Annotated in this window: 23 protein-coding genes and 1 pseudogene; 9 read left to right on the top strand and 15 right to left on the bottom strand. The window is 64.2% G+C overall.

Annotated features, from left to right (window positions below; all coding sequences use genetic code 11):
- Positions 1-6: 6 nt before the first annotated feature.
- The 5 genes from CKW06_RS12240 to CKW06_RS12220 all read right to left on the bottom strand — a co-directional run bounded on the left by CKW06_RS12240 (position 7) and on the right by CKW06_RS12220 (position 6769).
- Positions 7-3147, bottom strand: coding sequence for an efflux RND transporter permease subunit (locus tag CKW06_RS12240; protein WP_005413407.1), 3141 nt, complete (start codon positions 3145-3147; stop codon positions 7-9).
- On the bottom strand, positions 3144-4658 hold the full coding sequence (locus CKW06_RS24100; protein WP_005413406.1) for an efflux RND transporter periplasmic adaptor subunit: 1515 nt from the start codon (positions 4656-4658) through the stop codon (positions 3144-3146). Before CKW06_RS24100 ends, CKW06_RS12240 begins: the two co-directional genes overlap by 4 nt.
- Positions 4655-5908 carry a TolC family protein gene (locus tag CKW06_RS12230; protein ID WP_279703838.1) on the bottom strand — a complete coding sequence of 418 codons (1254 nt, stop codon included), beginning with the start codon at positions 5906-5908 and terminating at the stop codon, positions 4655-4657. Before CKW06_RS12230 ends, CKW06_RS24100 begins: the two co-directional genes overlap by 4 nt.
- A gap of 124 nt (positions 5909-6032) precedes the next feature.
- On the bottom strand, positions 6033-6428 hold the full coding sequence (locus CKW06_RS12225; RefSeq protein WP_024957397.1) for a hypothetical protein: 396 nt from the start codon (positions 6426-6428) through the stop codon (positions 6033-6035).
- Between the two features lie 137 nt (positions 6429-6565).
- Positions 6566-6769: a hypothetical protein gene (locus tag CKW06_RS12220; protein WP_076738464.1), complete on the bottom strand. Its 204-nt coding sequence runs from the start codon at positions 6767-6769 to the stop codon at positions 6566-6568.
- A gap of 413 nt (positions 6770-7182) precedes the next feature.
- On the opposite strand from CKW06_RS12220, the gene CKW06_RS12215 reads away from it, so the two are divergent.
- Positions 7183-7524 carry a DUF3653 domain-containing protein gene (locus CKW06_RS12215; RefSeq protein WP_321029313.1) on the top strand — a complete coding sequence of 114 codons (342 nt, stop codon included), beginning with the start codon at positions 7183-7185 and terminating at the stop codon, positions 7522-7524.
- A gap of 69 nt (positions 7525-7593) precedes the next feature.
- On the top strand, positions 7594-7911 hold the full coding sequence (locus CKW06_RS23585) for a hypothetical protein (RefSeq protein WP_143568600.1): 318 nt from the start codon (positions 7594-7596) through the stop codon (positions 7909-7911).
- Between the two features lie 13 nt (positions 7912-7924).
- On the opposite strand, the gene CKW06_RS12210 is transcribed toward CKW06_RS23585, so the two are convergent.
- The 7 genes from CKW06_RS12210 to CKW06_RS12180 all read right to left on the bottom strand — a co-directional run bounded on the left by CKW06_RS12210 (position 7925) and on the right by CKW06_RS12180 (position 12481).
- Entirely contained in the window at positions 7925-9142 is a 1218-nt protein-coding gene (locus CKW06_RS12210; RefSeq protein WP_024957394.1) for a zonular occludens toxin domain-containing protein, read from the bottom strand.
- The gene (locus tag CKW06_RS12205) at positions 9139-9423 is read right to left on the bottom strand and encodes a DUF2523 domain-containing protein (RefSeq protein ID WP_024957393.1); all 285 of its coding nucleotides are present in this window, start codon (positions 9421-9423) and stop codon (positions 9139-9141) included. The genes CKW06_RS12210 and CKW06_RS12205 overlap by 4 nt, the downstream gene beginning before the upstream one ends.
- Positions 9423-10148, bottom strand: a complete 726-nt coding sequence (locus tag CKW06_RS23580; protein WP_024957392.1) for a virulence factor TspB C-terminal domain-related protein — start codon at positions 10146-10148, stop codon at positions 9423-9425. The genes CKW06_RS12205 and CKW06_RS23580 overlap by 1 nt, the downstream gene beginning before the upstream one ends.
- A gap of 347 nt (positions 10149-10495) precedes the next feature.
- Entirely contained in the window at positions 10496-10630 is a 135-nt protein-coding gene (locus tag CKW06_RS24095; RefSeq protein WP_255211727.1) for a major capsid protein, read from the bottom strand.
- Between the two features lie 217 nt (positions 10631-10847).
- Positions 10848-11147 carry a hypothetical protein gene (locus CKW06_RS12190; RefSeq protein WP_005413368.1) on the bottom strand — a complete coding sequence of 100 codons (300 nt, stop codon included), beginning with the start codon at positions 11145-11147 and terminating at the stop codon, positions 10848-10850.
- Between the two features lie 4 nt (positions 11148-11151).
- The gene (locus CKW06_RS12185; protein WP_024957390.1) at positions 11152-12258 is read right to left on the bottom strand and encodes a replication initiation factor domain-containing protein; all 1107 of its coding nucleotides are present in this window, start codon (positions 12256-12258) and stop codon (positions 11152-11154) included.
- Complete coding sequence (locus CKW06_RS12180; protein ID WP_024957389.1) at positions 12248-12481, bottom strand: hypothetical protein; 234 nt, start codon at positions 12479-12481, stop codon at positions 12248-12250. Before CKW06_RS12180 ends, CKW06_RS12185 begins: the two co-directional genes overlap by 11 nt.
- A gap of 132 nt (positions 12482-12613) precedes the next feature.
- Between CKW06_RS12180 and CKW06_RS24125 the strand changes: the two are divergent.
- Positions 12614-12914: pseudogene (locus CKW06_RS24125) on the top strand (DUF3693 domain-containing protein); the annotation flags it as partial.
- Positions 12915-13169: 255 nt separating this feature from the next.
- Positions 13170-14288 carry a sensor histidine kinase gene (locus CKW06_RS12170; protein ID WP_024957387.1) on the top strand — a complete coding sequence of 373 codons (1119 nt, stop codon included), beginning with the start codon at positions 13170-13172 and terminating at the stop codon, positions 14286-14288.
- 22 nt (positions 14289-14310) lie between these two features.
- Here CKW06_RS12170 and CKW06_RS12165 read toward each other — a convergent pair whose 3' ends face one another.
- Positions 14311-14790, bottom strand: coding sequence for a GNAT family N-acetyltransferase (locus CKW06_RS12165; RefSeq protein WP_024957386.1), 480 nt, complete (start codon positions 14788-14790; stop codon positions 14311-14313).
- A 133-nt stretch (positions 14791-14923) separates the two neighbouring features.
- On the opposite strand from CKW06_RS12165, the gene CKW06_RS12160 reads away from it, so the two are divergent.
- Both CKW06_RS12160 and CKW06_RS12155 read left to right on the top strand, forming a co-directional pair.
- Positions 14924-17119 (top strand): AsmA family protein, encoded by a 2196-nt coding sequence (locus CKW06_RS12160; protein ID WP_024957385.1) that lies wholly within the window; start codon positions 14924-14926, stop codon positions 17117-17119.
- An 86-nt stretch (positions 17120-17205) separates the two neighbouring features.
- Entirely contained in the window at positions 17206-17691 is a 486-nt protein-coding gene (locus CKW06_RS12155) for a TspO/MBR family protein (protein WP_024957384.1), read from the top strand.
- 10 nt (positions 17692-17701) lie between these two features.
- Here the strand turns inward: CKW06_RS12155 and CKW06_RS12150 are convergent, their stop codons facing one another.
- Complete coding sequence (locus CKW06_RS12150; protein WP_005413314.1) at positions 17702-17995, bottom strand: hypothetical protein; 294 nt, start codon at positions 17993-17995, stop codon at positions 17702-17704.
- A 250-nt stretch (positions 17996-18245) separates the two neighbouring features.
- On the opposite strand from CKW06_RS12150, the gene CKW06_RS12145 reads away from it, so the two are divergent.
- From CKW06_RS12145 to CKW06_RS12135, 3 genes are read left to right on the top strand one after another with little or no spacing between them, the layout of a single operon-like run.
- Positions 18246-20483, top strand: a complete 2238-nt coding sequence (locus tag CKW06_RS12145) for an ATP-binding protein (protein WP_024957383.1) — start codon at positions 18246-18248, stop codon at positions 20481-20483.
- Entirely contained in the window at positions 20480-20950 is a 471-nt protein-coding gene (locus tag CKW06_RS12140) for a response regulator (protein ID WP_005409633.1), read from the top strand. The genes CKW06_RS12145 and CKW06_RS12140 overlap by 4 nt, the downstream gene beginning before the upstream one ends.
- Positions 20943-23342: a hybrid sensor histidine kinase/response regulator gene (locus CKW06_RS12135; RefSeq protein ID WP_024957382.1), complete on the top strand. Its 2400-nt coding sequence runs from the start codon at positions 20943-20945 to the stop codon at positions 23340-23342. The genes CKW06_RS12140 and CKW06_RS12135 overlap by 8 nt, the downstream gene beginning before the upstream one ends.
- 2 nt (positions 23343-23344) lie before the next feature.
- Here CKW06_RS12135 and CKW06_RS12130 read toward each other — a convergent pair whose 3' ends face one another.
- Complete coding sequence (locus CKW06_RS12130) at positions 23345-24037, bottom strand: Rossmann-fold NAD(P)-binding domain-containing protein (protein ID WP_032963797.1); 693 nt, start codon at positions 24035-24037, stop codon at positions 23345-23347.
- Positions 24038-24048: the final 11 nt, after the last annotated feature.

Genomic DNA, 24048 nt, shown 5'->3' with positions numbered 1-24048 from the left:
TGTCTCTCATTGGTCGCCCCGCGCCGCGCGCAATCCACGTCGCCGCACTAGATAGAACGCTGCGGGAATCACCACCATAGAGAGCACCGGTGCGGTGAGCATGCCACCCAGCATCGGCGCGGCGATACGTTGCATGACCTCCGAGCCGGCACCGGCACCGACGAAAAGCGGAAACAACCCGGCCAGGATGACGGCTACCGTCATCGCCTTCGGGCGCACCCGTTGCACGGCGCCTTCGTAGATAGCCTCTTGCAGGGTAGACACATCTTCCGGCGCACCGCTGGCCAAGCGCTGCTCCCAGGCATGACGCAGGTACAGCAGCATGATGACGCCGAACTCAGCCGCAACGCCGCCCAGGGCGATGAATCCGATCATGCTGGCCACCGAAATCGCATGGCCCAGCCCCCAGATCAACCAGAAACCGCCCACCAACGCCAAGGGCAAGCTGAGCAGGATGATGGATACATCGCTAAGCCGGCGAAACACCATCCAGATGACCAGGAAGATGATCGCCAACGCCGCGGGCACCACCCATTGCAGGCGTGCCAAAGCCCGTTGCAGATACTCGTACTGCCCCGACCACGCCAGACCATAGCCGGCAGGCAAACTCACCTGGGTCTGCACCGCGGCTTGCAGGTCCTGGACCACCGATCCCAAGTCGCGATCGGCCACATCCACGTAGATGTAGCCCACCAACCGGCCGTTATCGCTCTTGAGCATCGGCGGGCCTGGGCTGATTGACAGCTCCGCCACCTGGCTCAAGGTCAGTTGCACACCGCCTGGCGCGATCAGCGGCAGATCCTGCAAGGCCTGCAACGAGTCACGCTGGCCACGGGGGTAGCGCAAGACGATGGGATAGCGTTCGCGCCCCTCGATCGTTTCCCCGATTGGATCACCGCCAACGACCGTGGCAATCAGTTGCTGGAGTTGGCCTTGAGTGAATCCGTAACGTGCAGCGATTTCCGGGCGCACCTGTACATCGACATAGCGCCCACCCGTGACGCGTTCGGCCAGTGCCGAACTCACGCCGGGCACAGTCTTGGCCACCTGCTCGATCTGCTGGCTCAGGCGCTCGATCTGCTCCACATCGGGTCCGGAGACCTTGATCCCAATCGGGCTCTTGATGCCGGTGGCCAACATATCGATGCGATTGCGAATGGGCGGGACCCATAGGTTGGTCAGACCGGGAATCTTGACCGCTGCGTCCAACTCCTGGCGTAGCTTCTGGGGGGTCATGCCCGGGCGCCATTGATCCCGCGGCTTGAAGGTCACGGTGGTCTCAAACATTTCGATCGGTGCCGGATCGGTCGCACTTTCGGCACGGCCCGCCTTGCCGAACACGTGCTCAACCTCCGGTACGGTCTTGATCATCCGGCCCGAGAGCTGGAGCAACTGACGGGCCTTGTCGGCGGACAGGCCGGGCAGGGCCGTGGGCATGTACAACAGGCTGCCTTCTTCCAAGGGCGGCATGAACTCACTGCCCAACCGGCTAAAGGGGATCAAGGTGAGCACTAGCAGCAGGCCGCTGAGCAGCAAGGTGACACCGGGATGTTTGAGGACCCACAGCAGGATGGGCCGATAGCCAGCGATCAGGATGCGATTGATGGGGTTCTGCTGTTCCGGGCGGATGCGGCCGCGGATCAGGTAGCCCATCAAGACGGGGATCAAGGTCACCGACAACCCTGCTGCGGCGGCCATCGCGTAGGTCTTGGTGTAGGCCAGAGGCGAGAACAATCGCCCTTCCTGCGCCTGCAGGGCAAAAACCGGCACGAAAGACAGGGTGATGACCAGCAAGCTGGCGAACAGGGCCGGTCCGACCTCGGCCGCCGAGCGGGCCATCAGCTGCCAGCGCTCCTCACCCTGAGGTTCCCGGCCGTGCGCCTCCCGCCAGTGCTCCAGATGCTTGTGTGCATTTTCGATCATCACCACCGCTGCATCGACCATCGCACCAATGGCGATGGCGATGCCGCCTAATGACAGCAAGTTGGCGGAGATCCCCTGGGCGTGCATCACGATGAAGGCCGCCAGGATACCCAAAGGCAGGGTGATGACGGCCACCAACGCCGAGCGTAGGTGCCACAGGAACAGCAGGCATACCAGCGCTACGACCAGAAACTCTTCGCCAAGCTTGTGGGTGAGGTTGCGTACCGCATCCTGGATCAGCTCGGAGCGGTCGTACACCGGCACCACTTCCACGCCCTCGGGCAAGCTGGATTGCAACGCCTGCAGTCGCGCTTTGACGTTCCGAATGGCCCCCAAGGCATCCTTGCCGGTCCGCAGGACGATCACGCCGCCGGCCACCTCACCTTGACCATCCAACTCTGCGATACCACGACGGAAGACCGGCCCGCGACTGATCGTGGCCACCTCGCCGAGCAGGACGGGGATGCCGTCGTTGCCGGTTACCGGCACCTGTTCGAACGCCTCCTGTGTGCGCAGGTAGCCTTCGCTGCGCACCATCAGTTCGGCTTCGCCTTGTTCGATCACCGAGCCCCCGGTAGCGCCGTTGGCCGCATCCACCGCCTCGATGAGCTCGGCCACCGTCAGTCCACGGGCCGCCAACGCCTGCGGATCGGGCTGGATCTGCCAGGCGCGCACCGCACCGCCCACACTGGCTACTTCAGCCACGTCCGGCACGGTTTTTAGCTCATAACGAAGAAACCAGTCCTGCAACGCACGCAGCTGCCCCACATCACGTTGACCTGTCCGATCCACCAAGGCGTACTGGTAGATCCAGCCCAGTCCTGTCGCATCAGGACCCAGCGCCGGATTCACATTCGGCGGAAGTCGATCGCGTACCTGGCTCAAGTACTCGAGCACTCGAGAGCGCGCCCAGTAAAGATCAGTGGCATCGTCAAACAGGATGTAGACGAATGAATCACCGAAGAAGGAGAAGCCGCGTACCGCCTTCACGCCCGGCACGGACAACATCGTGGTGGCCAACGGGTAGGTGACCTGGTCTTCGATGATGCGCGGGGTTTGCCCCGCCCATTGCGTGCGGATGATGACCTGGGTATCGGACAGGTCCGGCAGCGCATCCAGCGGCGTGTTCTTTACCGACCAGATACCGACCACCGCCAGCAGCGCGGCGGCAACCAGCACCAGCACGCGATTGGCGATGCAAGCATGGATCAGGCGCGCGATCATGGTGTGCCCTCCATCGCTTCGGACATGACCTCGCTTGCCTGGCAATCAGCGGCTGCGGCGGGGCCGAACTTGGGTACCAACTGCATATCCATGAACGGTGACTTGCCCGGCTTGTCGAAATGCTTCTCCGGCACCATCGGGTCATACCAGTACTGCACCGGGCAGCGCGGCGGCGTAGAGGTGGAGGTGTCTGGCGCGACAGGCGCCGGCTGTCTGGACGGTGACGGCACGACAGTGCGTGGTTCGTGCCCGGCGTCATGGCGCTCGTGCACACCTGATGCGCTGGCAGGGCGTGTCGGTTGTGCAGCACCCAGGCGCTCCAACGCACCGGAGAGACTGGCTTCGGAGTCGAGCAAGAACTGACCCGAGACGACCACGCGTTCACCACCGGCCAAGCCTGCCACGATTTGCGTGCGCCCTTGCACGCTACGTCCCACACTCACCCGCACTGGCCGGAAGCTCCCGTCCGGATCCTGCACGATGACCCGGCTGTCCCGCCCGGTGGCGATCAGCGCCTCCGTGGGAACGACTGGCAAGGCCTGCTCGGCGTCGGGCTGCACCAGAACCTCGGCGAACATGCCCGGCACCAGCCGACGCTGCGGGTTGCGCAGCACAATTCGCGCCCGCTGCGTGCGACTAGCCATGTCGACCTGGGGAAGCAACGCCTGGATCTGTCCGGCAAAGCGCTCTGCCGGCCAGGCACTGACCGTGGCCTGCACTGAGGTCCCCGGCCGCAAGGTGCCCAGCGCTGCCTGGGGTACCGAGGCCTCCAGCCACAACGTGTCCAGCCCATTGATCTTGAACAGTGGCGTACCGGGCATCACCGTCTGTCCCTCGCGTGCCAGGATCTCGGTCACGACACCACTGTGATCTGCGCTAAGCACGACGCCACTTCTGGCCGAGGCGCCAGAAGGAACACCCAACGAACGCAACCGTTGTTGCGCCGCACCCTGCAGCTCACGCGCGCCCGCGGACTGAGCTTGGCTCAGGGCATGTGCTTCGGCGATGGCCGCGTTCCATGCCGGGGCCTGCACGGTGGCCAGCGTTTGACCACGACGAACCTCGGTAAACGGCGCCTTTACCTGCACGTGGGTGATCAAGCCTTCCATGCGCGCACTGATCACGCTTTCCTGGGTCAGATCCCACGTCAGTGTGCCCGGCACGCGTACGGCAGTCCCTAGTAACTCTACCGTCACTTCCTGAGTGCGTATGCCCACGTTCTGCTGCAGGCGCGGATCGATCTGCGTTCCGCCCCCTATGGCCTCATCTGCGTATTTGGGCAGCAACTCCATATCCATGAACGGAGATTTGCCCGGCTTGTCGAATCGCTGCTCCGGCGCCATGGGGTCGTACCAGTACAGCACCTTGCGTGCTTGATCTGCGACGCTCGTGCCGGGGGGCGGGGTGGTATCAGAGGTTCGAGTCATCCAGGCGTAGCCGCCGGCAAAGCCGAGCGCCAGCAACCCGAGGGCCACGGCGAGCTGTGTGAGACGCGTCTTGGTCGGGCTCATGGCGTGTTCTCCTCATGGGGTAGCAGATAGGCCAGTGCCGCCCAGGCACGGCCCTGTTCGCCCAGCAGACGGGCGTTCTCCAGGTGCAATTCGATCTCATCGCGCCGCGCTTCCAGCCACGGCTGCAGGTCGGCACCGGCGCCGTAGGCGGCCAACGCCGTGCGTGCACGATCGCGCGCCAAAGGCAGGCTCTGCGTGTTCTGGCGCTCCAACTGGCCGGTTAACCCGCGCCATCGCGCTATCGCGCGTTGCACCGACTCGGCTTGGATGCGCCGGGCCTCATCGCGCTCTGCGGACACCGCCTCCAGCTCGGCCCGCCGTGCCGCGATGCCTCGTGCTTGGCGGTTCTTCTGGAACAGCGGCAGGCCCACACCCACTTCCACCATGAGCATGTCGCTGCGCGCCATGCCGTCGGGTGCGCGCTCGCGACGTCCGTAGGTGAGCTCCACACTCCAATCCGGGCGGGTTTCGGCCACGGCCGCATCCACCTGGGCCTGGGCTAAGCTCTCGCGTGCCTCCCAGCCCAGTAGTGGCGTGTGTTGGTCCAGTTTGGCCAGCAGTTGGGTGGGCTCCAATGGCAACTGCGAAAAATCCGGTGCCGCACCACTGGCCAAGATCGCCTCTGGTGCAATACCCAACCACCGCGCCAGGCCGGCCTGCGCGGCGGCGTGCTCCGCATGTACCTGCTCCAGGCGATTGTCCAACTGCAGTAGGGCGGCCTGGGCGGCAAGCACATCACTGGCCCCGGCCGTGCCGCCTGCCAAGCGAGCACGCGCCGCACGCTCGGCTATACGGGCCGGCTCGCGCAGACCTTCCAACGCATCTACGGCTTGCTGCGTACTCCACAGCTCGATCCAGGCCAGCGCGGCCGCTTGGGCCACCATCTGCTGTTCGGCCATCGACAGTGAGCGCGCTTGCGCCAGCGTCGCTTGCGCCAACGCGTGCTCGGCACGTCGTTTCGCACGCGCAGGAAACTCCTGCATCAGACCGATTTGCTGGGTGGTCATCTCATCGGCCCGCAAGCTGAAGGCATCGGGTCCGCTGACGGGCCAGTTCGCCAGCCCCACGATCAAACGTGGGTCGGGAAGCGCGCCAGCACGCGCGGCTTCTTCGGTACTGGCATCGATCTGCGATCGGCGCACCTGCAGGGTTGGGGCGTTAGCAAGCGCCCGTTGTAGGGCTTCTGTGTAGCTGATCGGGATAGCGGGCGATGCCGCCAGCACAGGACCACTGAGCGCCAGGGCAAACACGAACCCACACGCCATCTTGCGCCTTGCACGCAAGAAGAAAGACATCTCCATAAGACCTCCGGGAAACGACAACGAGCGCGCTGCAACGCATGCAGCACGAGCACGGGTCAATCCAGGAGGGGGCTTAAATCAGCAGGCTACAGAAGCGCTGCAGGGGAGGCGGATCGGACACGCACACCGGAACATCCCGATAGAACTGCGCGTGTACCGGTGGCAACAGAGCCTGCACCAGCGCGAAGGCGGCCAGCGCGGGCTGGTAAGGCACTTGAGGGGCCTTCGCATCGGCCGTGGCGATGTGATCGCGCTGGCAATGCTGGTCGCACAACGCCGGAGCATCGGGATCCGGCGTGGACATCTCTTTGCAACCGACCATCAGGGTCGCTTGTCCAGCTTCCACCGATTCCAGCGGACAGGCGTAAGCCACCAGCGCGAGTTGCTGCAGCAGCAGCGCCCACAGTCCCAGCCATGCCAGTCGGGCACGAGAACGGGGTCGCCGCCATCGCCTCAGCAGCCTCACCATGACAGCTCCCGCACGCCCGAAGCAGCGCCTGCGGACGCTGGGCAGATCAGGGCAGGGGACGTGCGAGCTCTCATGATGGCCAGTCTAGCCCTCTTGGGGCCGACTGTCATTGATCAGGATCAAGCCCTCGCGCGGACTCAGCGGTGGCATCCGCCGCAGCAGGAGGATGCGACGGCCGGGGCGGCCGGCGTACCAGCCTCAGAAGGGAGCACCGCAGCGATCACATAGCCTTGCCGCTGGATAGCCTCAACCGCCTGTTCTACGGCAAGCAGGCCCTCGATCTTGACCACGCCACTGCCCAGATCGACGTCCACCTGGGCGTGGGGGTCAAGGGCCTGAATGGCTTGGGTGACCGTTCGGACACAGTGACCACAGGTGGCACACTAAGAGTGTTTGCGATGAACAACAAGCTCTGACCGATCAGGTGCGCAGTTGGGAACTCAAGGGCGAGCTGGATGTGGAGCCAGAAATCGAGGGCGTCTTAGGTGCGGATCCAGGAATCAAGGGCATCTTTGGGGGAGATCTGGAAATCGCGGGCGTCCTTGTGGGGAAGTACGGGCGGACAGCTGTGGGATCTGGGGCGTTTCCGTTGTGGCAGTCATGACCTTCATGCGTGAACTAGCACCCAGCTTGGAAGCCGAAACCGCCCACGGACCGGTACCATGCGGAGCTTAATAATTTCGCATAATGTATATTATGTTCTGCGCATCTGGGCCAGACTGGCACGGAGCTTGCCTCGACCCTCGGCCCTGCTGTGGCATGGAGCCTGATTGTGCGTGATCGCAACCTAACCGGCCCTTGGGCCGGTTTTTCGTTTAAGGCCGGTCGACTGGTCACACCCGAAGGCCGTGAGCTGGAACCGCAGGATCTGGCTTGGCTCTCTCTGCTGGCAGCACAGGCGCAGGAATGGCGTCGGATGATGGAGATTGCCCGAGGCGGCCAGAAACGGCCGTTCGGGCGTGCCGGTATCGTTGACCTGGCCGAGGTCGCCCATCGTCGCGCAAAGCGGTCTTCAGGGGTGATGGCTGGTCCTGACGCCGATCCTGTGGCGGGTGTCCTGCCAGTACCGGGGCCGAGGCCTCACCAGCGCGTGTGAGGCGCTTCCGTAGGGGCGCTGCCCCTACACCCCTTAGAATGGCTGCCGGATTGCTTGGGGGTGCCATAGATGGCGAGTTCGACGGGATTGGTATGGAAAGTGGCGCTCGGCGTGTTCTTGGGCGGCAGCGCATTGCTCTTGGCAACGTGCGGTGTCCTGGGGGTTGCCGGACACGCAGCGATGAAACAACAAGAGCGTGCCGGTGAGGCCCTCGCGCGTCAGATGTATCCGGAAGTCCCCATGGCCGAAGTGCGCAACAAGCGCGAGGCCGCAGAACGAGAAGCAAAGCCCAAGGAACTTGCGCCGGGTCATCGCTGCATCAACGGGCAGACGTTCCGGCGCGTGGAAAATGGATGGGTGCAGGTTTCTTCATCCTGCACCCCGTGACGCATCACGAAAATCAGAAGCTGGCCGGGTAAGGCGGCGTCTCAGGGAACGTGCCCATCGGGCGTTTCCCGACCTCAACGAGCGAGTGAGGCGAAGGCTCATGGGAACCAGTTGGCCCGGACTGAGCGATGGCTCGGGCAGGTTCATCCCGCGCCGGTTCGGTCTCCTGTCGCGGCGCTCGATACGGGTTGTAGGCCGGTCCATCGCGTGCGATCGCCACGCATACCGGTATCGAAATCTTTGCCTTGGTGCCCTGCTCCGTTACGCACGTGCAGGTGGTGTCTTGCTCAGTGGTGCCGGAGGCCATGCAGTACAGCTCGGGCTGCGATTGCACGGTGCGGTCATCAAAGGCGGGGGCGGACCACGGCTGAAACTCGACCCGTGGCTTGTGCTTCTCCACGTACTCTTCGCGGGTGAGGGGCCGGGCCGCCGCCATGCCCGCGCCCAAGGGCGCCAGGGCACTGACGGCCGGCAAAGCCCCGGCCCCCTGCTCTTCCTTCTTGCTGGTTTCGGGCAAGGGTTTGACGATGAAGAGCCAGACCAGCCACACGCCGAATATCAGGGCCACAGTCATCGACAGGCCCTGCCAAACGCGCTTGGGCACCTTGAACTTGTGGCTTGCCGTATGCAGCGTGGCGCTGCGATAGCGCTCATAGAGCGCCTTCGGGTAGGCCCATATCTCTTCTTCAGCCTTATCGCGCACCCGCTCATCGTAGGGATCGGCCTGCACGCGGGACCACGTGAGGACACCAGCTCGCTGCATGCCAAACGTACGATTCATGTGGGTATGCGAGCCAATTAGGCTGCGCACCTGGTGATGAATCTTGCTCGGCCACTGAGTGACGAACACCAGATCGAAACCGCGATGCCGGTGCGTGGACATCGAGCGAATGCGTGGGTCTTCCGATTCACCCGGCTTGCCGGTGGACGGGAACAGCCTGCCATAGCGCTCCAGCCCCTGAGTATTGCCATCGGAATGGGCTTCGTCGTACAGCACGAATGAACCATCAGGAAGCTGGGTCCAGTCATTGTGTTCTGGCAGCTTTTCGAGCCATGGGAATGCGCTCGGGTTCTCTTCGGCCGTAGCCCCGGCGATATTGGTAAAGAAGCGCCGCGGCGGTGCGCTGCCGTCCTTCACCTGCTGCTGGTTCTGCTCGTAGAACTCCTGCGCCATCGACATGGCGCGCAGTGTTTTGCCATTGCCGGGTTGCCCGGAAATCAGATACATCATTTGGACGCTGCCTTCTGTACGGCGACCTTGCCTGCGTCGATCACGACCCGCGTAACGATGGCAGAGCCGATGAGGGTGATTGCCTCCCCTGCCCCGGCCATCAGCATGACGTTAGCCAGATCGGCGGCAATGCCAGACCATTTCTGAGTGATGAGATTGAGGGCGCCTTTGACCAGTGGCAGCAGCGCTGCACCAGTAGCGAGGCCAAGCCCCGCGCCAGTGAGGACGCGGGCCAGAGAGTTGCCCAGGAGTTGAACGAGGAACGCGGCTAACCAAGGCATTATTTGCGCACTCCCGAAACGATGTAGGCCGCTGCGATACCTGCACAGGCGATCACAAGGCCCCTGATCATCAGTGCGAAATCGCAGAGCGGTTTGAACTCGAAATTGATGCTGGTAGCAAAGCCGCCCACTGCCACTGACACAACTTTCGCCGAGGGGCAGGAGCCGTTGCCTAGGCCGCTAGACCACTGGCCGAGGTAGCTGCTTGGGATCGGTGGATCCATGTAGGGCATCGGCACGTCGCCGGGATACGTAGGATTCTCAGGAAGGCTGGGATTCTCACCATCGCCATCGCCATCGCCATCACCATCACCATCGCCATCACCGCTACCACCGCCATCGCCATCGCCACCGCCGTCACCACCACCGTCACCGCCTCCATCGCCATCACCGCCACCATCCCCGCCGCCATCGCCATCACCTCCACCCGTCTCCCCACCAGTGCCGCCACCATCATCGCCACCGCCGTCGCCAGCGGGCTTAGGCTCAGGCGCGTCAGATTCCGTGCAGGTACCCCCGGTGGGCGTGTAGCTGAAACCGGCCACACCAGCCGGATCGAGTGAGCTGGAGTACATGCAACCCTTATGGCAAGCATTAACCGACGCAGCAGTGCTTCCGCCCTCCCAACCAAGCTCTTCAGGGCGTGCGCTGCATTTGACCTTGAAACTACGGTATTTTGACGATGATCGGCCAATGGGATTTGTACAGTAACTGACATAGCCCACGTAACTCTCTGACCCATCAGCCTCTACGTGTGCGCACCAGCGGAGCCCTGGCTTCAGATTAGATATGCCAACCTGTTCTTGGGCCGCGGCCCATGCAGCGCTATAAGCGGCGCCCTCATCAGGACAAGAATCTGAAACAACGGAAGCGCTAGGGGAGCAGCTTGTTGACTGCGCCAACGCAGTGAAGCTGTAGAGCATCCCGATTAGAAGTGCCAAAACGATGCGCATCGATCAGTCGCCGAATGCGATGTAGAGCGCGGCACTGCCGACGCAGAGAACGAATAGACCGAGCATCACCAATCCCCCATAGAAAGGGGCCGGATTGCCCGGCCCCGGTGTTACTGCGATCAACCGAAGATCGCGCCCTTGATCCACTTGAAGCCGACCGAGATTGCGGCCGGTGCCAGCTTGGCCGCGCCGATCAGGCCGATGGTTGCCGAGAGACCGGCCAGAATCTCGAGGGCCTCAGATGCACTCAACATGTTGTTTCCCCTTGCTAGGTAGTTAAGAACGGATGGTTCTGCCTAGTTGCTTGTATGCCCAGGCCACGGCGAAACACACTGCGACCATGGACAATAGCCCCGACACTTCGGCAGTGGAAAGTGCGGGAATATCGGTGCGCGGCACGAATCCAGCCTGCTCACAGGTGCCGGTCTGTTCGTTGAATTGCAGGCACTCGTAGACGTACCGCGCCATGACTTAGGCCTGCGCCGCCGGGCGCGGTGCAGCCTTCTGCAGCGGGCGCAGCACGGTGAACTTGCTCAGGGTTGCAACGCCCTTATTGACCTGCAGCATGGCCGGAACATCCAGCTCGTATTCGCCCGCCTGATAGCCGGGCTGGCCCTTGTCCAGGCGCACGTCGAACGGATATGCAAAGCCATCCGCTTCCAGCTTGCCGCGCTGCTTGCGGGTGGTGAACTCGACGTTCTCGTTGCGGTCGTTGGTGAAGCTGCCGCCACGCTCGTTGATCTGCGAATCCAGTACGGTGACCTTAATCATTTCGTTACCCCTTGGAGGTTGGTTGTACGGCCGCGATTTCGGGCCAGTGCGCTGCTGTGTCACCTGTGACCCACTTCGGCAGCGATGGCGAAGTGCAGGAATCGATTACCGCCCGCAGTGACTGATCGTCCGGGCAGTTCTTGGAAATGAAATTCAGTGCCGCGCCGTACTGGCGGCGGATGTGGCGACGAACGCTCTTCCACGTCGCCTCAACGGCGGCTTTCGTGATCTCAATGCGTGTGGCAACGCAGCGCAGGAAGCACAGAACTGGATACGCGCCGAGCAGGTAAGAGGCCGGGTCGCGCAGAATGTCGAGCGGCAGTTCCTTGCGGTTAGATGCGCGGAACTGGGCCTCATAGCGAACCCATGGTGACAACTTGTCGCCCTGCTCCCTGCCCTTCTCGTAGACGCGCAGCTGCTTTTCCGACTTCTTGCCGCCCACGTAGAGGGTCTTGCCGTCACCGCTGTCGTAGTCGTGAACCAGCTGTGCCTTGGGGCGCTGACCACGGTTGTCGAACTCGCCCTGGGCGTACCACTTCTGTGCCAGACGCAAGGGGTAGTTGCCCACAAGATCATCGGCGCACACGTCAACACGGGTGATTCTGCCGCCGCAGCTTTCGAGCTTCGCTCGAAGCTCCAGCCACCGCTGCGCATGGCCGCAGCGCGCTGCTGCTACTGCCCTACATCCATCGCCGGTCAACTCAATTCGGGCGGTATAGGTGCCATCAGCACGACGGCAGTTCTCGCCGCCAAGTTCGATCATTCCAACGAACTTCTTTTCAGCGTTGAGGATCTTGATGCGCCACAGGTAGAACCGCCCTCCCCCGGCTGCTTCGTCCAGTTCCAGCCCCAGCCCGGCGAAGAACCAACAGAAGATCTGCAGGGCGACTACGCGGGCGTTGTCGGCGCTGAAATCGACCCACTGCCGAATCTCTTCGTATGAGTCGCCCTCACGGAATGCCAGCTCGTTCAACACCGCGAGCATGTCTACAGAGGCGGAGAACCAGTCAATGCCGACCGTCAGGGTTCCCTCGGGGTTCCTGAATTCACTGACTCCCCTGTTAGACGAGGGGAGTCCCGACGCGACCAGCACCGCGCGATCACCGGCCACAGAGCGACTCCTGCTGTTCGGCGAGGCGTGCAGCGCCCAGCAGATCGCCGCGCTTGGTAGCGGCAATCTCGGCCTTTGCGATTGCGATGACCTGGGCTTCGCGGGACTGCTGCGAGGCGGTGTAATCACGCCGGTCGAGCAACCACGAAACGAGCTTTGCGCAGCCAATGGACACGGCCACGATAGCCGCCAGCAGCACGAAGGTAATGAGCGGATCGATCATCCCTGTTCCCCTGCCCCAAGCCCCAAGGCAACCCGCCAGCGGCCTTGGGGTGCCGGTGGCGGGGTGTTTAGCCACGCCAAACACGGAGGCATGTATAGTCCTGCCATACACCCCTGTCAAGGATTGCTAACCATGGATACCGCCAACGATCTGCTTGACAAAGTGAAGGCCGCTTGCAACTTCCCGTCCGACAACGTTTTGGCGCAGAAGATCGGGCTTACGCGAGCGATGGTCAGTTCGTGGCGACATGGCCGCCATCCGATCCCGGATGAGCGAATTGCGCAGATGTGTGCGCTGGCAAAGCTCGATGGGCCCACGTGGATTGCCATGCTCCACGCGGAACGCGCGCAGACTGCGACCGAGCGTGCCTTGTGGCGTCTCATGCTGGACAGGCTGAGCGCGGCGGCTGCGGTCGTCGCGCTGGTGGCGCTGTCGTTGCCCAGCATCGGAAACGCAAAAACCGCCCAAAATCAGGCGGTTAGCGAGGGTCTACTGACCCATTCTGTATATTATGTTACAAAGAGGTCTGCCCAGCCGAACCCAACCAGTCCAGTCCTGGCCGCAAGCTGCTCCCCTTCAAGTAATCCCCCCAACGCCCGCAGAACCAGGCTCCACGGCGCCAACTTCTCACCCAGCATGCAGGCCCGCCGGTGTAGGCTCGACGCACCACTTAAGGACGGGTTTGGCGATGCGCCTGGCTGATTTTATCGAACGGAATGCGCGGGAAATCCTGGAAGACGCGGTGGCATTCGCCGAGACGCAGGCACCCGATACTGTCGAGTTCAGCGCAAAGCAACTTCGGAATCATCTTCCCCAGATTCTTCAGGCAGTTGTAGACGATCTCAGATCGCCGCAGACAGCCTCCCAGCAGCTCGCAAAGTCCCACGGGCTTGCACCGTTGAAACCCGGCCCCGAGTCCGCCGCGTCCTATCATGGCCGAACCCGCGCCATCGCCGGCTTTGGTCTCAACCAGATGGTGGCCGAGTATCGAGCACTCCGGGCCTCGGTACTTCGGCGATGGGCATCCGACCAGCAGCTGATCACTTCATCGATCGATGACATCCTTCGTTTCAATGAGGCCATCGACCAGGCGGTCGCCGAATCCCTTGCTCAGTTCTCTGCCGAGGTCGAATCCTGGCGGCAGATCTTCCTGGCAGCGCTCGGGCATGATCTCCGAGGTCCTTTGGCAGCGGTCATGTTCTCGGCGGACACTCTGGCCAGTGGGCTGCAGGATCCGGCATTGTCCAGGCAGGCCGAGCGGATCATCAATGGCAGCATGCGCATGAACAAGCTGCTCGACGACCTGCTGGCTTACAGCCGCAGCAAGCTGGGCGATGGGATGGCCATTCATCCGGTGGACTGCGATCTTGCCCAATCGCTTGGCGAGGAAGTCGAATTGCTTCGCGCTGCCCCGCCCCACGTCCCCATCAAGTATGAGGCTGAAGGCGATGCCCGCGGTTGCTTCGATGCCTCTTCGTTGCGCGAGGCGGTTCACAACCTCACGACCAACGCTGCAAAGTACGGCGAACACGGCACCGATGTGCGGATCAGCCTTGAAGGCCTCGTCGACCAGATCATGATCACGGTGAGCAACACCGGGGCCGAACTATCGGACGAAGCGTTCAACAGTCTGTTCGATCCCTTGCGCAGAGGCTCGCACAACGCGTCACAAGGCGAACACGCAAGCTTGGGCCTCGGCCTGTTCCTGGTGCGGGAAATCTGCCACGCGCACCGCGGCACGGTCCATGGACGATGGCGGAATGGTCGCACTTCATTCGTCATCACGCTCCCAAAGAACGCTGATTGAGGCGACCGGCCCGGCGACGCCACTACAGGAACCTGTGCATCACGAAGACATCGACCAACCCCAACTGACCGTGCCGGAACGCCTTCGGTAACGTCCCGACCACGTCGAACCCCAGCTTCCGGTACAGCGCCACCGCCGGGCCGTTGGTACTGACCACGTAATTGAACTGCATGGCCAGGAATCCTTCCGCCCTCGCCCGCTCCAGGCTGTGTTCCACCAGCGCCCGGCCCACGCCTTGCCCTTGTGCCGGCGCATCCACCACATACGTGGCGCTGGCCACGTGCGCCCCCAGATCAGGGAAGTTCGGGCCCATCTTGTACATGCCCACCACCCGGCCCTCCAGCACAGCTACATGAGGCGCCTGGGCCTGGAACCAATGCGCGCGAAACGTCTCGACGGCGAAAGAGCCTGCAAAGGGCAGCGCATCCTGCGTCGCAATGGCTTCCTTGAACATGTCCCACATCACGTCGAAATCGCCTGCGCGGGCGGGCCGGATCTCCATGCGTCTCCTGCAGATCTGTGGTCATGACCAGGCCGGACACTACCAGAATCGAGCTCCGGCCCCGTAGCTGCTTCACGCGCCACCGCCATCCGCTCCGTAATAGTTGAGGAAATTCCAACCTTTTGAGCAGTAGATGCCCCCTGTTTCCGCGCACATCCCGCACCGGCTTCGTCGATGGCGCGTTCCTGCCTACGTCCTGCTGGGGATCTACCTGCTGTATCTGCTGGCCGGCAACATCTTCCTCAACACGCCCCTGTTCGACCAGGTCACCAACCGCAAGCCGCACAAGTTCGTAATGACCACTGGGCCGGCCATTACGCTGTTGCCCGGCCACGTGATCGCCTGGAACGTGCACATGCGCGGCCACGTGAACCACACCGTCTACGTGTTGCATGCAGACCGCGCCAGCGCCCGATTGGCGGTGCTGCCCCTGTTCCAGCGCGAGGTGCGGGTGCCAAGGCTGCAGGCCACCGGAGTTTCCGCCGAGATCAGCCGCGTCGAAGAAGCCATCCCTTCACCGCCGCGCAGCGACCAGGGCTGGACCTTGCGTTTCGACGCCATCCACAGCGACAGCATCCGCAGCGCACGCTTCGGCAAGCTGCTGATCATCGGCAAGGGCCAAGGTACCGTGGGGTTCCTGAAGCAGCTGCGTGGCGGCCCATCCGAACTGTTCGATTCCGAGGTCTCGTTCAGCAAGGCAGACACCAGCTATGACGGCGTGCAGCTGTTGGGCGACATGGATCTCACCGCGCGCTTCAGCTATCCGCGCCATTATCGGGACCAGGCGCCCGGCCTGGCCAAGTTGAAGCTGCTGCATGCCCAGCTCGAGGTGGATGCCCGCAGCCAGGGCCTGCGCATGGACACCGATGCCAAAACGCCGAAGATCTCCAGCGCGCCCGTGCCCGGGCGCCTGCAGCTGGCGCTCCACCTGATCGATAGCCAGCTGCAGCCCGGCGACCACGCGCTGTGGCAGGTGCCGCTCCATCTGGGCGATGGCGCCCCCGATCGCGGCATGCTGGCACTGCAGCTCAATGTGGCCAAGGACCTGCGCCTGCAGGCGCGCCTGCCGCCAAAGCCCGGTTCAGGTAGCGAGGTGGATGCCGATCTGCATATCAGTGGCCGGGACCTTCCCTTCCAGCAGCCCGCACAGCTGCTGGAACGCAGCTCCGGCACAGTGCGCGGCGAATGGACGTTCACCTCGCTCAACTGGATCCCTGCCCTGTTCGTCCGCAAGCCGTGGCTGCAACTGGACGGCGGCGGCACGCTGAAAGCCGATCTGCGCCTGCGCAATGGCGAACTGATCGAAGGCAGCACCGTGGACATCCCGGCTGCCGAGGCCGTGGCCGAAGTCGCCGGCGTACGCCTGGTGGGCACGGCCAGCGCCCATGGCGAGTTGAAGGCCGGCAGCCCCAGCCAGGCCCAGCTGGCCGTCCGGCTGCCGCGATTCACTGCGCGGCCAACCGATGCCAGGGACGTGCGCCTGTTCGACGGCCGGGATCTGGCCCTGGACCTGACCGGCGATGGCCGCCTGCAGGAACTGCGCAAAGGCGTCCGCGCGCAGCTGCGCTTCAGCGAAGCCACCATCCCTGATCTGACCGCCTACAACCGCTACCTCGGCTCACCGCAGGTGCGGCTGCTGCGTGGCACCGGCACCGTGAGCGGTGATGCGACCCTCGATACCGACGGGCGCGTCGGCCATGGCACGGCCCGGCTGTTGGGGCGCAACGCCAGTGCAAAGGTGGCAGGGTTGGACATGGGCGGCGATATCGACGTGAACGCAACGCTGCGCCGCGGTGACTTCAACCAGCGTCATTTCGATCTGTCCGGCACCACGGTCGAGCTGCGCAACGTGCAGGTGGCGGACACGCAGGGTTCGACGGCATGGAAAGGCCGCGTCGCCTTCAAGCGTGGCCGTATCGATGCGCAGTCTCCGTTCCAGGTGGATGCCACCACGGACCTGGATCTCAGCGATGCGCGACCGTTGCTGGCGCTGTTCGCAGAGCGCACCGACTACCCGCGCTGGACCTTGTCCCTGCTGGATTCCGGACAGGTACAGGCACAGGCGACGCTGCGCTGGCGCCCGGGCCATCTGGTCATCGATGGCCTGCAGGCCGAGAACGATCGGCTGTCGGTACGCGCGCGGCTGGATCTGCTCGAACAGCGCAAACGCGGTGATCTCTATCTTCGGTGGGGACTGCTGGGTGCGGGGATCGAACTGGACGGTGACCAGCGCCAATGGCATCTGGCCAAGGCACGCGAGTGGTTTGATCAACGGCCTTCGCTGCTGCCAGCAAGCCAGGGATCGTCTGCCGCCGGATCTTCAGACTGAAGGCCCGCGACACCTGCATCCATTCGCGGCCTCTGTGCGTACACGGGACCATGCGCATCAGGGAGCTGGACGGTATGAAGCGGAGTATGAAGCGGAGTTCGCAGGTTTTCGGGCTGCTGGGATGGGTGGCGATCACCTTCGTCGCGGCCGCCCTGGGCGCGTGGGCGTCCACATCCGCAGCCAGCTTCTACGCCACCCTCGATCTTCCCCCGTGGGCACCACCGGCCAGTGTCTTTGGTCCGGTGTGGACCCTGCTCTACGCCATGATGGCGATTGCCGCGTGGCTGGTGTGGCGCGAACGCGGCTGGCGCGGGGCACGACCGCCGCTGATGCTCTACCTGGTGCAGCTTGCCGTCAATGCGCTGTGGAGTTGGCTGTTCTTCGGCTGGAAGCTGGGCGCGCCGGCCTTCGTTGACATTCTTGTATTGATTGCGCTGGTTTGCGCAGCGATCGTCGCGTTTGCGCGCATCCGCCCTACTGCGGCGGCGCTGCTGCTTCCCTATCTGGCCTGGATCTCGTTCGCCTCGGCGCTCAACTTCGCGGTATGGCGAGCCAATCCCGCGCTACTGTGATCTCCGCCGCTCACGCCTGGGCAACCACCTGTGGGCGCCAGGTCCGCAGCAGGGCCGGCTTGAACGCCTGCTGCCCGCAGCCGGTAGGGCATCGCACCACCCGCGCTGCAGTATGGCTGACCAGGCCCTGCCCTTCTTCGGCCTTGAAGATCGTCTCGCAGGACAGGCAGCGGGCAACCAGCGAATACAGGTGCAGCAGCCGGCCACTGGCCGGGTCCTGCAGCGCATCCACATCCAGCAGTTCAAACTGGCAGCTGTCAGCCAGCATGCGGTACGGGGACAGGGGTGCGGGCTGCAGGTTCACGGGGCGGTCGCTCATGGAAGTGGATCCACTCTAGGCAATGACCTGTCGAGCTGATGTGCAGCGTAGATGTATTCTTCGCGAAAACCGCAAGTGCTCGACCTCGTCCCTACATGAAGAATTCAGCTTGGACAGATGCACGCTTCACACGCATACACTGGTAGGCGAATGCACGATTTTGCTTCACCATTGATGGGTACCGGATGTACCACTGGGCCTTCCAGCCATCCACGAATGATGAGTCCCGCCCTTGATGCCTTCTGCTGAGTCCGCGCACGACACTGCCTTGTCCAGTTGCGCGCGCGAACCGATCCACACCCCCGGCGCGATCCAGCCCTATGGTGTGCTTCTGGTCGTTGAACCGCAGTCCCTGCAGGTGCGCGAACGCGCCATCAGCCAGCCCGGGCTGCTGCAGCTGCTCGGCGAACCGTTGATGCGGCACGTCAGTGAGGTGTTCGGCGGCGTGCTGGCGCCGTTCCAGGGCTTGTTCCAGCAGGCCGTGATCGGCAGCAGTGCCCATGTCGGTGCCGTGCATCTGGACGGCCACGGCCGGCATCAGCTGCTGGTGCACCGTTCCGCCACCGATCTGCTGGTCGAGCTGGAAGCACCGGTTCCGGGCCAGCCCGGCTCGCTGGAAGAGCTGTATCCGGCCATCCGCGAGCTGATGGCCGGCATCGAGTCGGCCAGCACCGTGGAAGACCTCTGCCAGCTGGCTGCCGCGCACATGCGCCGGCTCACCGGCTTCGACCGCACCCTGGTCTACCAGTTCGATGCTGGCTGGAACGGCATCGTGGTGGCCGAGGATGGCAACGGCCTGTTGCCGTCCTACCTGGACCTGCGCTTCCCCGAATCGGATATTCCAGCACAGGCCCGCGAACTCTACCGCCGCAACCGGGTACGCCTGATCGCGGACAACAGCTACACCCCGGCCCCGCTTATGCGGGCCGAGGATCAACGCGACGCGCCGCCCACCGACCTGAGCATGGCGGTGCTGCGCAGCGTCTCGCCGGTGCACCTGCACTACATGCGCAACATGGGTACCGGCGCGTCGATGTCGGTATCGCTGGTGCATGAAGGCCGCTTGTGGGGCCTGGTGTCCTGCCACACCGTGCAGCCACGCCGCCTGCCCTACCACGTGCGCACTGCCTGCGAGTTCATGGGCCAGATCCTGTCGCTGCAGATTGCGTTGAAGGAGCGAGCGCGTGCGATCGAAGAGCGCGTTGCCCGTCGTTCCATACTGGTCAAGCTACTGGGTCGCATGGCCGGCGACGAGGACTTCATGGCGGCCCTGCGCCAGGACGAGGCCAGCCTGCTGTCGCTGACCGGCGCGGCCGGCGCGGCGATCGTGCACAAGGGCGATTGCCTGCGAGTTGGCCAGTGCCCTTCCTCCAGCGACGTGCTGGCCCTGGCGAACTGGCTGGCCACGCAGCAGGCCGGCCAGGAAACCTATTGCACCGATCACCTGGCAGCCGACTGGTCGCCTGCCGCGCACCTGGCCGACGTCGCCAGCGGCCTGCTGGCGGTGTCCATTTCGCAGCTGCATGACAGTTACCTGATGTGGTTCCGCCCGGAAGTGGTGCGCACCGTGCGATGGGGTGGCGATCCCCGCAAGGAAGCAGCACCGGGCGTGGCGCTGTCCCCGCGCAACTCGTTCGAGGCCTGGAAGGAGACCGTGCAGCAGCGCAGCCTGCCGTGGAGCGACGCTGACTGCGACGCGGCACACGAGATGCGCACGGCCATCGTCGATATCGTGCTGCGCAAGGCCGAGGAAATGGCCGAACTGAACGAGCAGCTGCTCCGCAGCAACAAGGAACTGGAAGCCTTCTCCTATTCGGTCAGCCACGACCTGCGCGCTCCGTTCCGTCACATTGTCGGTTACTCCGAACTGCTGGGCAGCTCGGCAGGCGAGCGCCTGAACGATACCGAGCGCCGATTCCTGGACACGATCGTGGAATCGGCCAAGTCCGCCGGAACACTGGTGGATGACCTGCTCAGCTTCTCGCAGATGGGGCGCTCCACGCTGGGGCGTGTGCGGCTGGACATGACCGCGCTGGCCGAGGATGTGCGCCGGAGCCTGGCCTTGGACTACACCGGCCGCGACGTGCAGTGGACGCTCGCACCGCTGCCGGAGGTCGAGGCCGATCCGACGATGCTGCGCCTGGTATGGCAGAACCTGCTGGCCAACGCGATCAAGTTCACCCGCGAGCGCGAACACGCGGTGATCGAGGTTGGTCACGAGCGAAACGACGACGAAGACCACTTCTTCGTGCGCGACAACGGCTGCGGCTTCGACATGCGCTACGTGGACAAGCTGTTCGGCGTGTTCCAGCGCCTGCACCACGTCGAAGAGTTCGAAGGCACCGGCATCGGCCTGGCCAATGTCCGCCGCATCATCGGCCGCCATGGCGGCCGTACCTGGGCCGAGGGCGAGCCCGGCAAGGGCGCCACGATCCATTTCACCCTACCCCGCTTCACAGGAGAACACCCATGAGGGACCTGCGGCCGATCCTCCTGGTAGAGGACAGCCCCAAGGATGCAGAGCTGACGATGGCCGCGCTTGCGCGCTGCCAGCTGTTGAACGATGTCATCCATGTACGCGACGGCGCCGAAGCGCTGGATTACCTGCGCTGCGAAGGCAAGTTCGCCGGCGCCATGCACGGCGGCCCGGTGGTGGTGCTGCTGGACCTGAAGCTGCCCAAGGTCAATGGCCTGGAGGTGCTGGAACAGGTGCGTGGCGACCCGCAGCTGAGCAGCACGCCGGTGGTGATGTTGACCTCCTCGCGCGAAGAACAGGATCTCGTGCGCAGTTACGAACTGGGCGTGAATGCCTTCGTGGTCAAGCCGGTCGACTTCAAGGAATTCTTCGACGCCATCCAGGGGCTGGGCATGTTCTGGGGCATCACCAACCAGCCACCACCGCATCGGCCCAATGGCTCGGGGCAGCACAACAATGCGTGATGGATCGCGCCGCAGCGAGCGCCTGCGCATCCTCATGCTGGAGGACAGCGCGCTTGATGCGGAGCTGATCACCGCACAGCTGCAGCGTGCCGGCCTGGAATTCGAGGCCGAGCGCCTGTGGACCCGCAACGCGTTCATCGAGGCCATCGACAGCCGTGCGTTCGACGTGATCCTCGCCGACCACGTACTGCCCGGATTCGATGGCGATGCGGCCCTCGCACTGGCACGCGAGCGAACTCCGCAGACCCCTTTCATCTTCGTCTCCGGCACGCTGACCGAAGAGCTGGCGGTGCAGGCGCTGACCCGTGGCGCGCGCGACTATGTAGTCAAGCAGCGCCTGCAGCGCCTGCCGGATGCGATTCGCCGCGCCCGCCAGGAAGCCCATGAGCGCAACCAGCTGCTTCATGCGCAGGCTGCGCTGAATGAGAGCCAGGCGCAGCTGCAGCAGGTGACGGATGCCGTACCCGCGCTGATCGCCCAGCTCGACAACGCGCATCGCTACCGGTTCGCCAACAAGGCGTTCCTGGACTGGCATGGATTCAGCCTGGCCGAGCTGCTGGGCCGGACAGCGCGCGATGTCAGCGGCATTTCCGCCTTCGAACACGCCCTGCCGAGCCTGGAACGGGTGCTGCAGGGCGAACGCACCAGCTTCCAGGTCGAGCTGGTGCACCGCAGCGGCCAATCACGATTCGTGCAGATGGACTGCGTGCCTGAGCATGCGGCCGACGGCAGCGTGGCCGGCTACATCTGCCTGGGTAGCGACGTCTCGCAGCTGAAACAGGCCGAGCTGGCCCTGCGCGAGGACAACCAGCTGCTCGAGCAGCAGGTGCAGGCGCGCACGGCCGAGTTGCGCGCCAGCAAGCGGCGCCTGCAGGCGATCTTCGAATCCAGCTTCCAGCATCAGATGCTGCTGGATCTGTCCGGGCGCGTGGTGGATGCCAATGACGCGTCACTGGCCGCAGTGCTGGCGGACAAGAAGGACGTGGTTGGCCAACGCTTCGGTGAATCGCTCTGGTTCGCCACAACCGATGGCATCGGCGCGCTGATCGATCGGGCCGTCGCTGCAGCCGTGCAGGGCCGGAGTTCGCTGCATTCATTGGAGCTGGAACTCCCGACCGGGCCGCGCAGCTTCGATTTTTCGTTCCGCCCCCTGCTCGATGCCGAAGGCGTGGTCACCGCCGTGGTCTCCGAGGCCGTGGAAACCACGGCGCGCCTCCAGGCCGAACATGCACTGCGCCAATCACAGAAGATCGAGGCGGTCGGCCAGCTCACCGGCGGCATCGCGCATGATTTCAACAACATCCTGACGGTCATCTCCGGCAACGTCGAGCACGCCATGCTGCTGAATGAGCGCGCGGGCGAAGCCGGGGCGATGGTCAGCCGGGCGCTGGACAACGCGCTGAAGGGTGTCGGGCGTGCCGCCAGCCTGACCCAGCGCCTGCTGGCGTTTGCCCGACGCCAGCCGCTGCACAGCCAGGCCGCCAACCTCCACGAGCGCCTGCTGGACATGCACGACATGCTGCAGCGTGCACTGGGTGAGCTGGTGCAGCTGGAGATCCGCAGCGCCGAGGACATCTGGTGCGTGGAGATCGACATCAGCCAGCTGGAGGCCTCCGTACTGAACCTGGCGGTGAATGCCCGCGATGCGATGCCGCACGGCGGGCGGTTGGTGATCGAGGTCGACAACAGCCACCTCGACCACGACTACGCTGCCCTGTTCCCGGATGCAACACCAGGCCAGTACGTGATGTTGCGGGTGCGCGACAACGGCCATGGCATGGACGCGGCCACCCTGGCCCGGGTGTTCGAACCGTTCTTCACCACCAAGCAGGTCGGCCGCGGCACCGGGCTGGGACTGTCGATGGTGCATGGGTTCGTCAAGCAGTCCGGCGGCCACGTGCTGATCGATTCGGTGGAAGGCGGCGGCACGAGCATTACCATGATGTTTCCGCGCTCGCCGCTGACCCTGCCCCGCGAAACACGCACCCCGCAGACCGGCCTGGCCGGCTACTCGCCGCGCGAGGAAACCATTCTGGTGGCCGAGGACAACGACGATGTCCGCGCCTACACGGTGGATTCGCTGCGGCTGCTCGGCTACCGCGTGCTGGAAGCCCACGATGGCCCCTCCGCGCTACGGTTGCTGGAGCGCCCCGACACCAGGGTGGACCTGCTGTTCTCGGACGTGGTGATGCCCGGCATGTTGGGCTGGGAGCTGGTCCGTCAAGTCCGCGAACGCTGGCCGGAAGTCGCCGTCCTGTTCACGTCGGGCTATCCACGTGACCACGATCAGGCGGGCAGCCAGGGACGCGCGGTTGCCCTGCTGCCGAAGCCGTTTACGCGAAGTGACCTGGCGCTGGCGGTACGCACTGCGCTGGAGGCCGCGCCGCACTGAGCTCAGGAGGCCGGGTCGACTACGCCAGCGGCGATCCGGTTGATGTCCGCGCACTCCACCGTGGCCGGCGGATGCTCCCTGCCGGCCAGTGCAATCATCGCCTGACCGAGAGCCAGATTGCTGGTCATCAGCGATGGCGCAATCGCGCTGGCCAGCTTCATCAACGGCGCGCCGCCCCAGTACAGGGGCTTCAACAGGGCATGACGGGTGCCGGTGCCCGGGACCGGCCTGACACCGCCCGGGCGCAGCATCACGGTGCGCACCGGCAGGCCCTGCAATGCGACCTCGGTCTCGCCCTTGATCCTCAACGGCATCAGCCGGCTCCGAGGGTCCGCGCCGGCACCGGATACATACAGAAAGCACCCTTCGGGATTCGCAACCGCCCAGGCACGGGCCACCGCCAGGGTGGTGTCCAGGGTCACGCGTCGGTACTCGGCCTCTGCCGTGCCAACCGGTGGCGCCCCGGCACAGTAGAAGCAGGCATCGAACCCGGCCAGTTCATCCGACCGGTCCTGGATGCGCAGGAAGTCCGGAACGATCAGTTCGCTGCCGGCGCCACTCAGACTTCCCGGATGGCGGACCAGCGCTGTCAGGCGGGATACCTGTGGTGAGCGTTGGCAGGCCAACGCCACACCCTGCCCGACCAGGCCTGCGGCACCGGTCAACAGAATCCGTAATGCGCCCGTCCCGGCCATCGTCATCCCCG

This window comes from Stenotrophomonas maltophilia, assembly GCF_900186865.1.
Classification (GTDB): Bacteria; Pseudomonadota; Gammaproteobacteria; order Xanthomonadales; family Xanthomonadaceae; genus Stenotrophomonas; species Stenotrophomonas maltophilia.
This window is presented reverse-complemented; position numbering and strand designations above follow the sequence as displayed.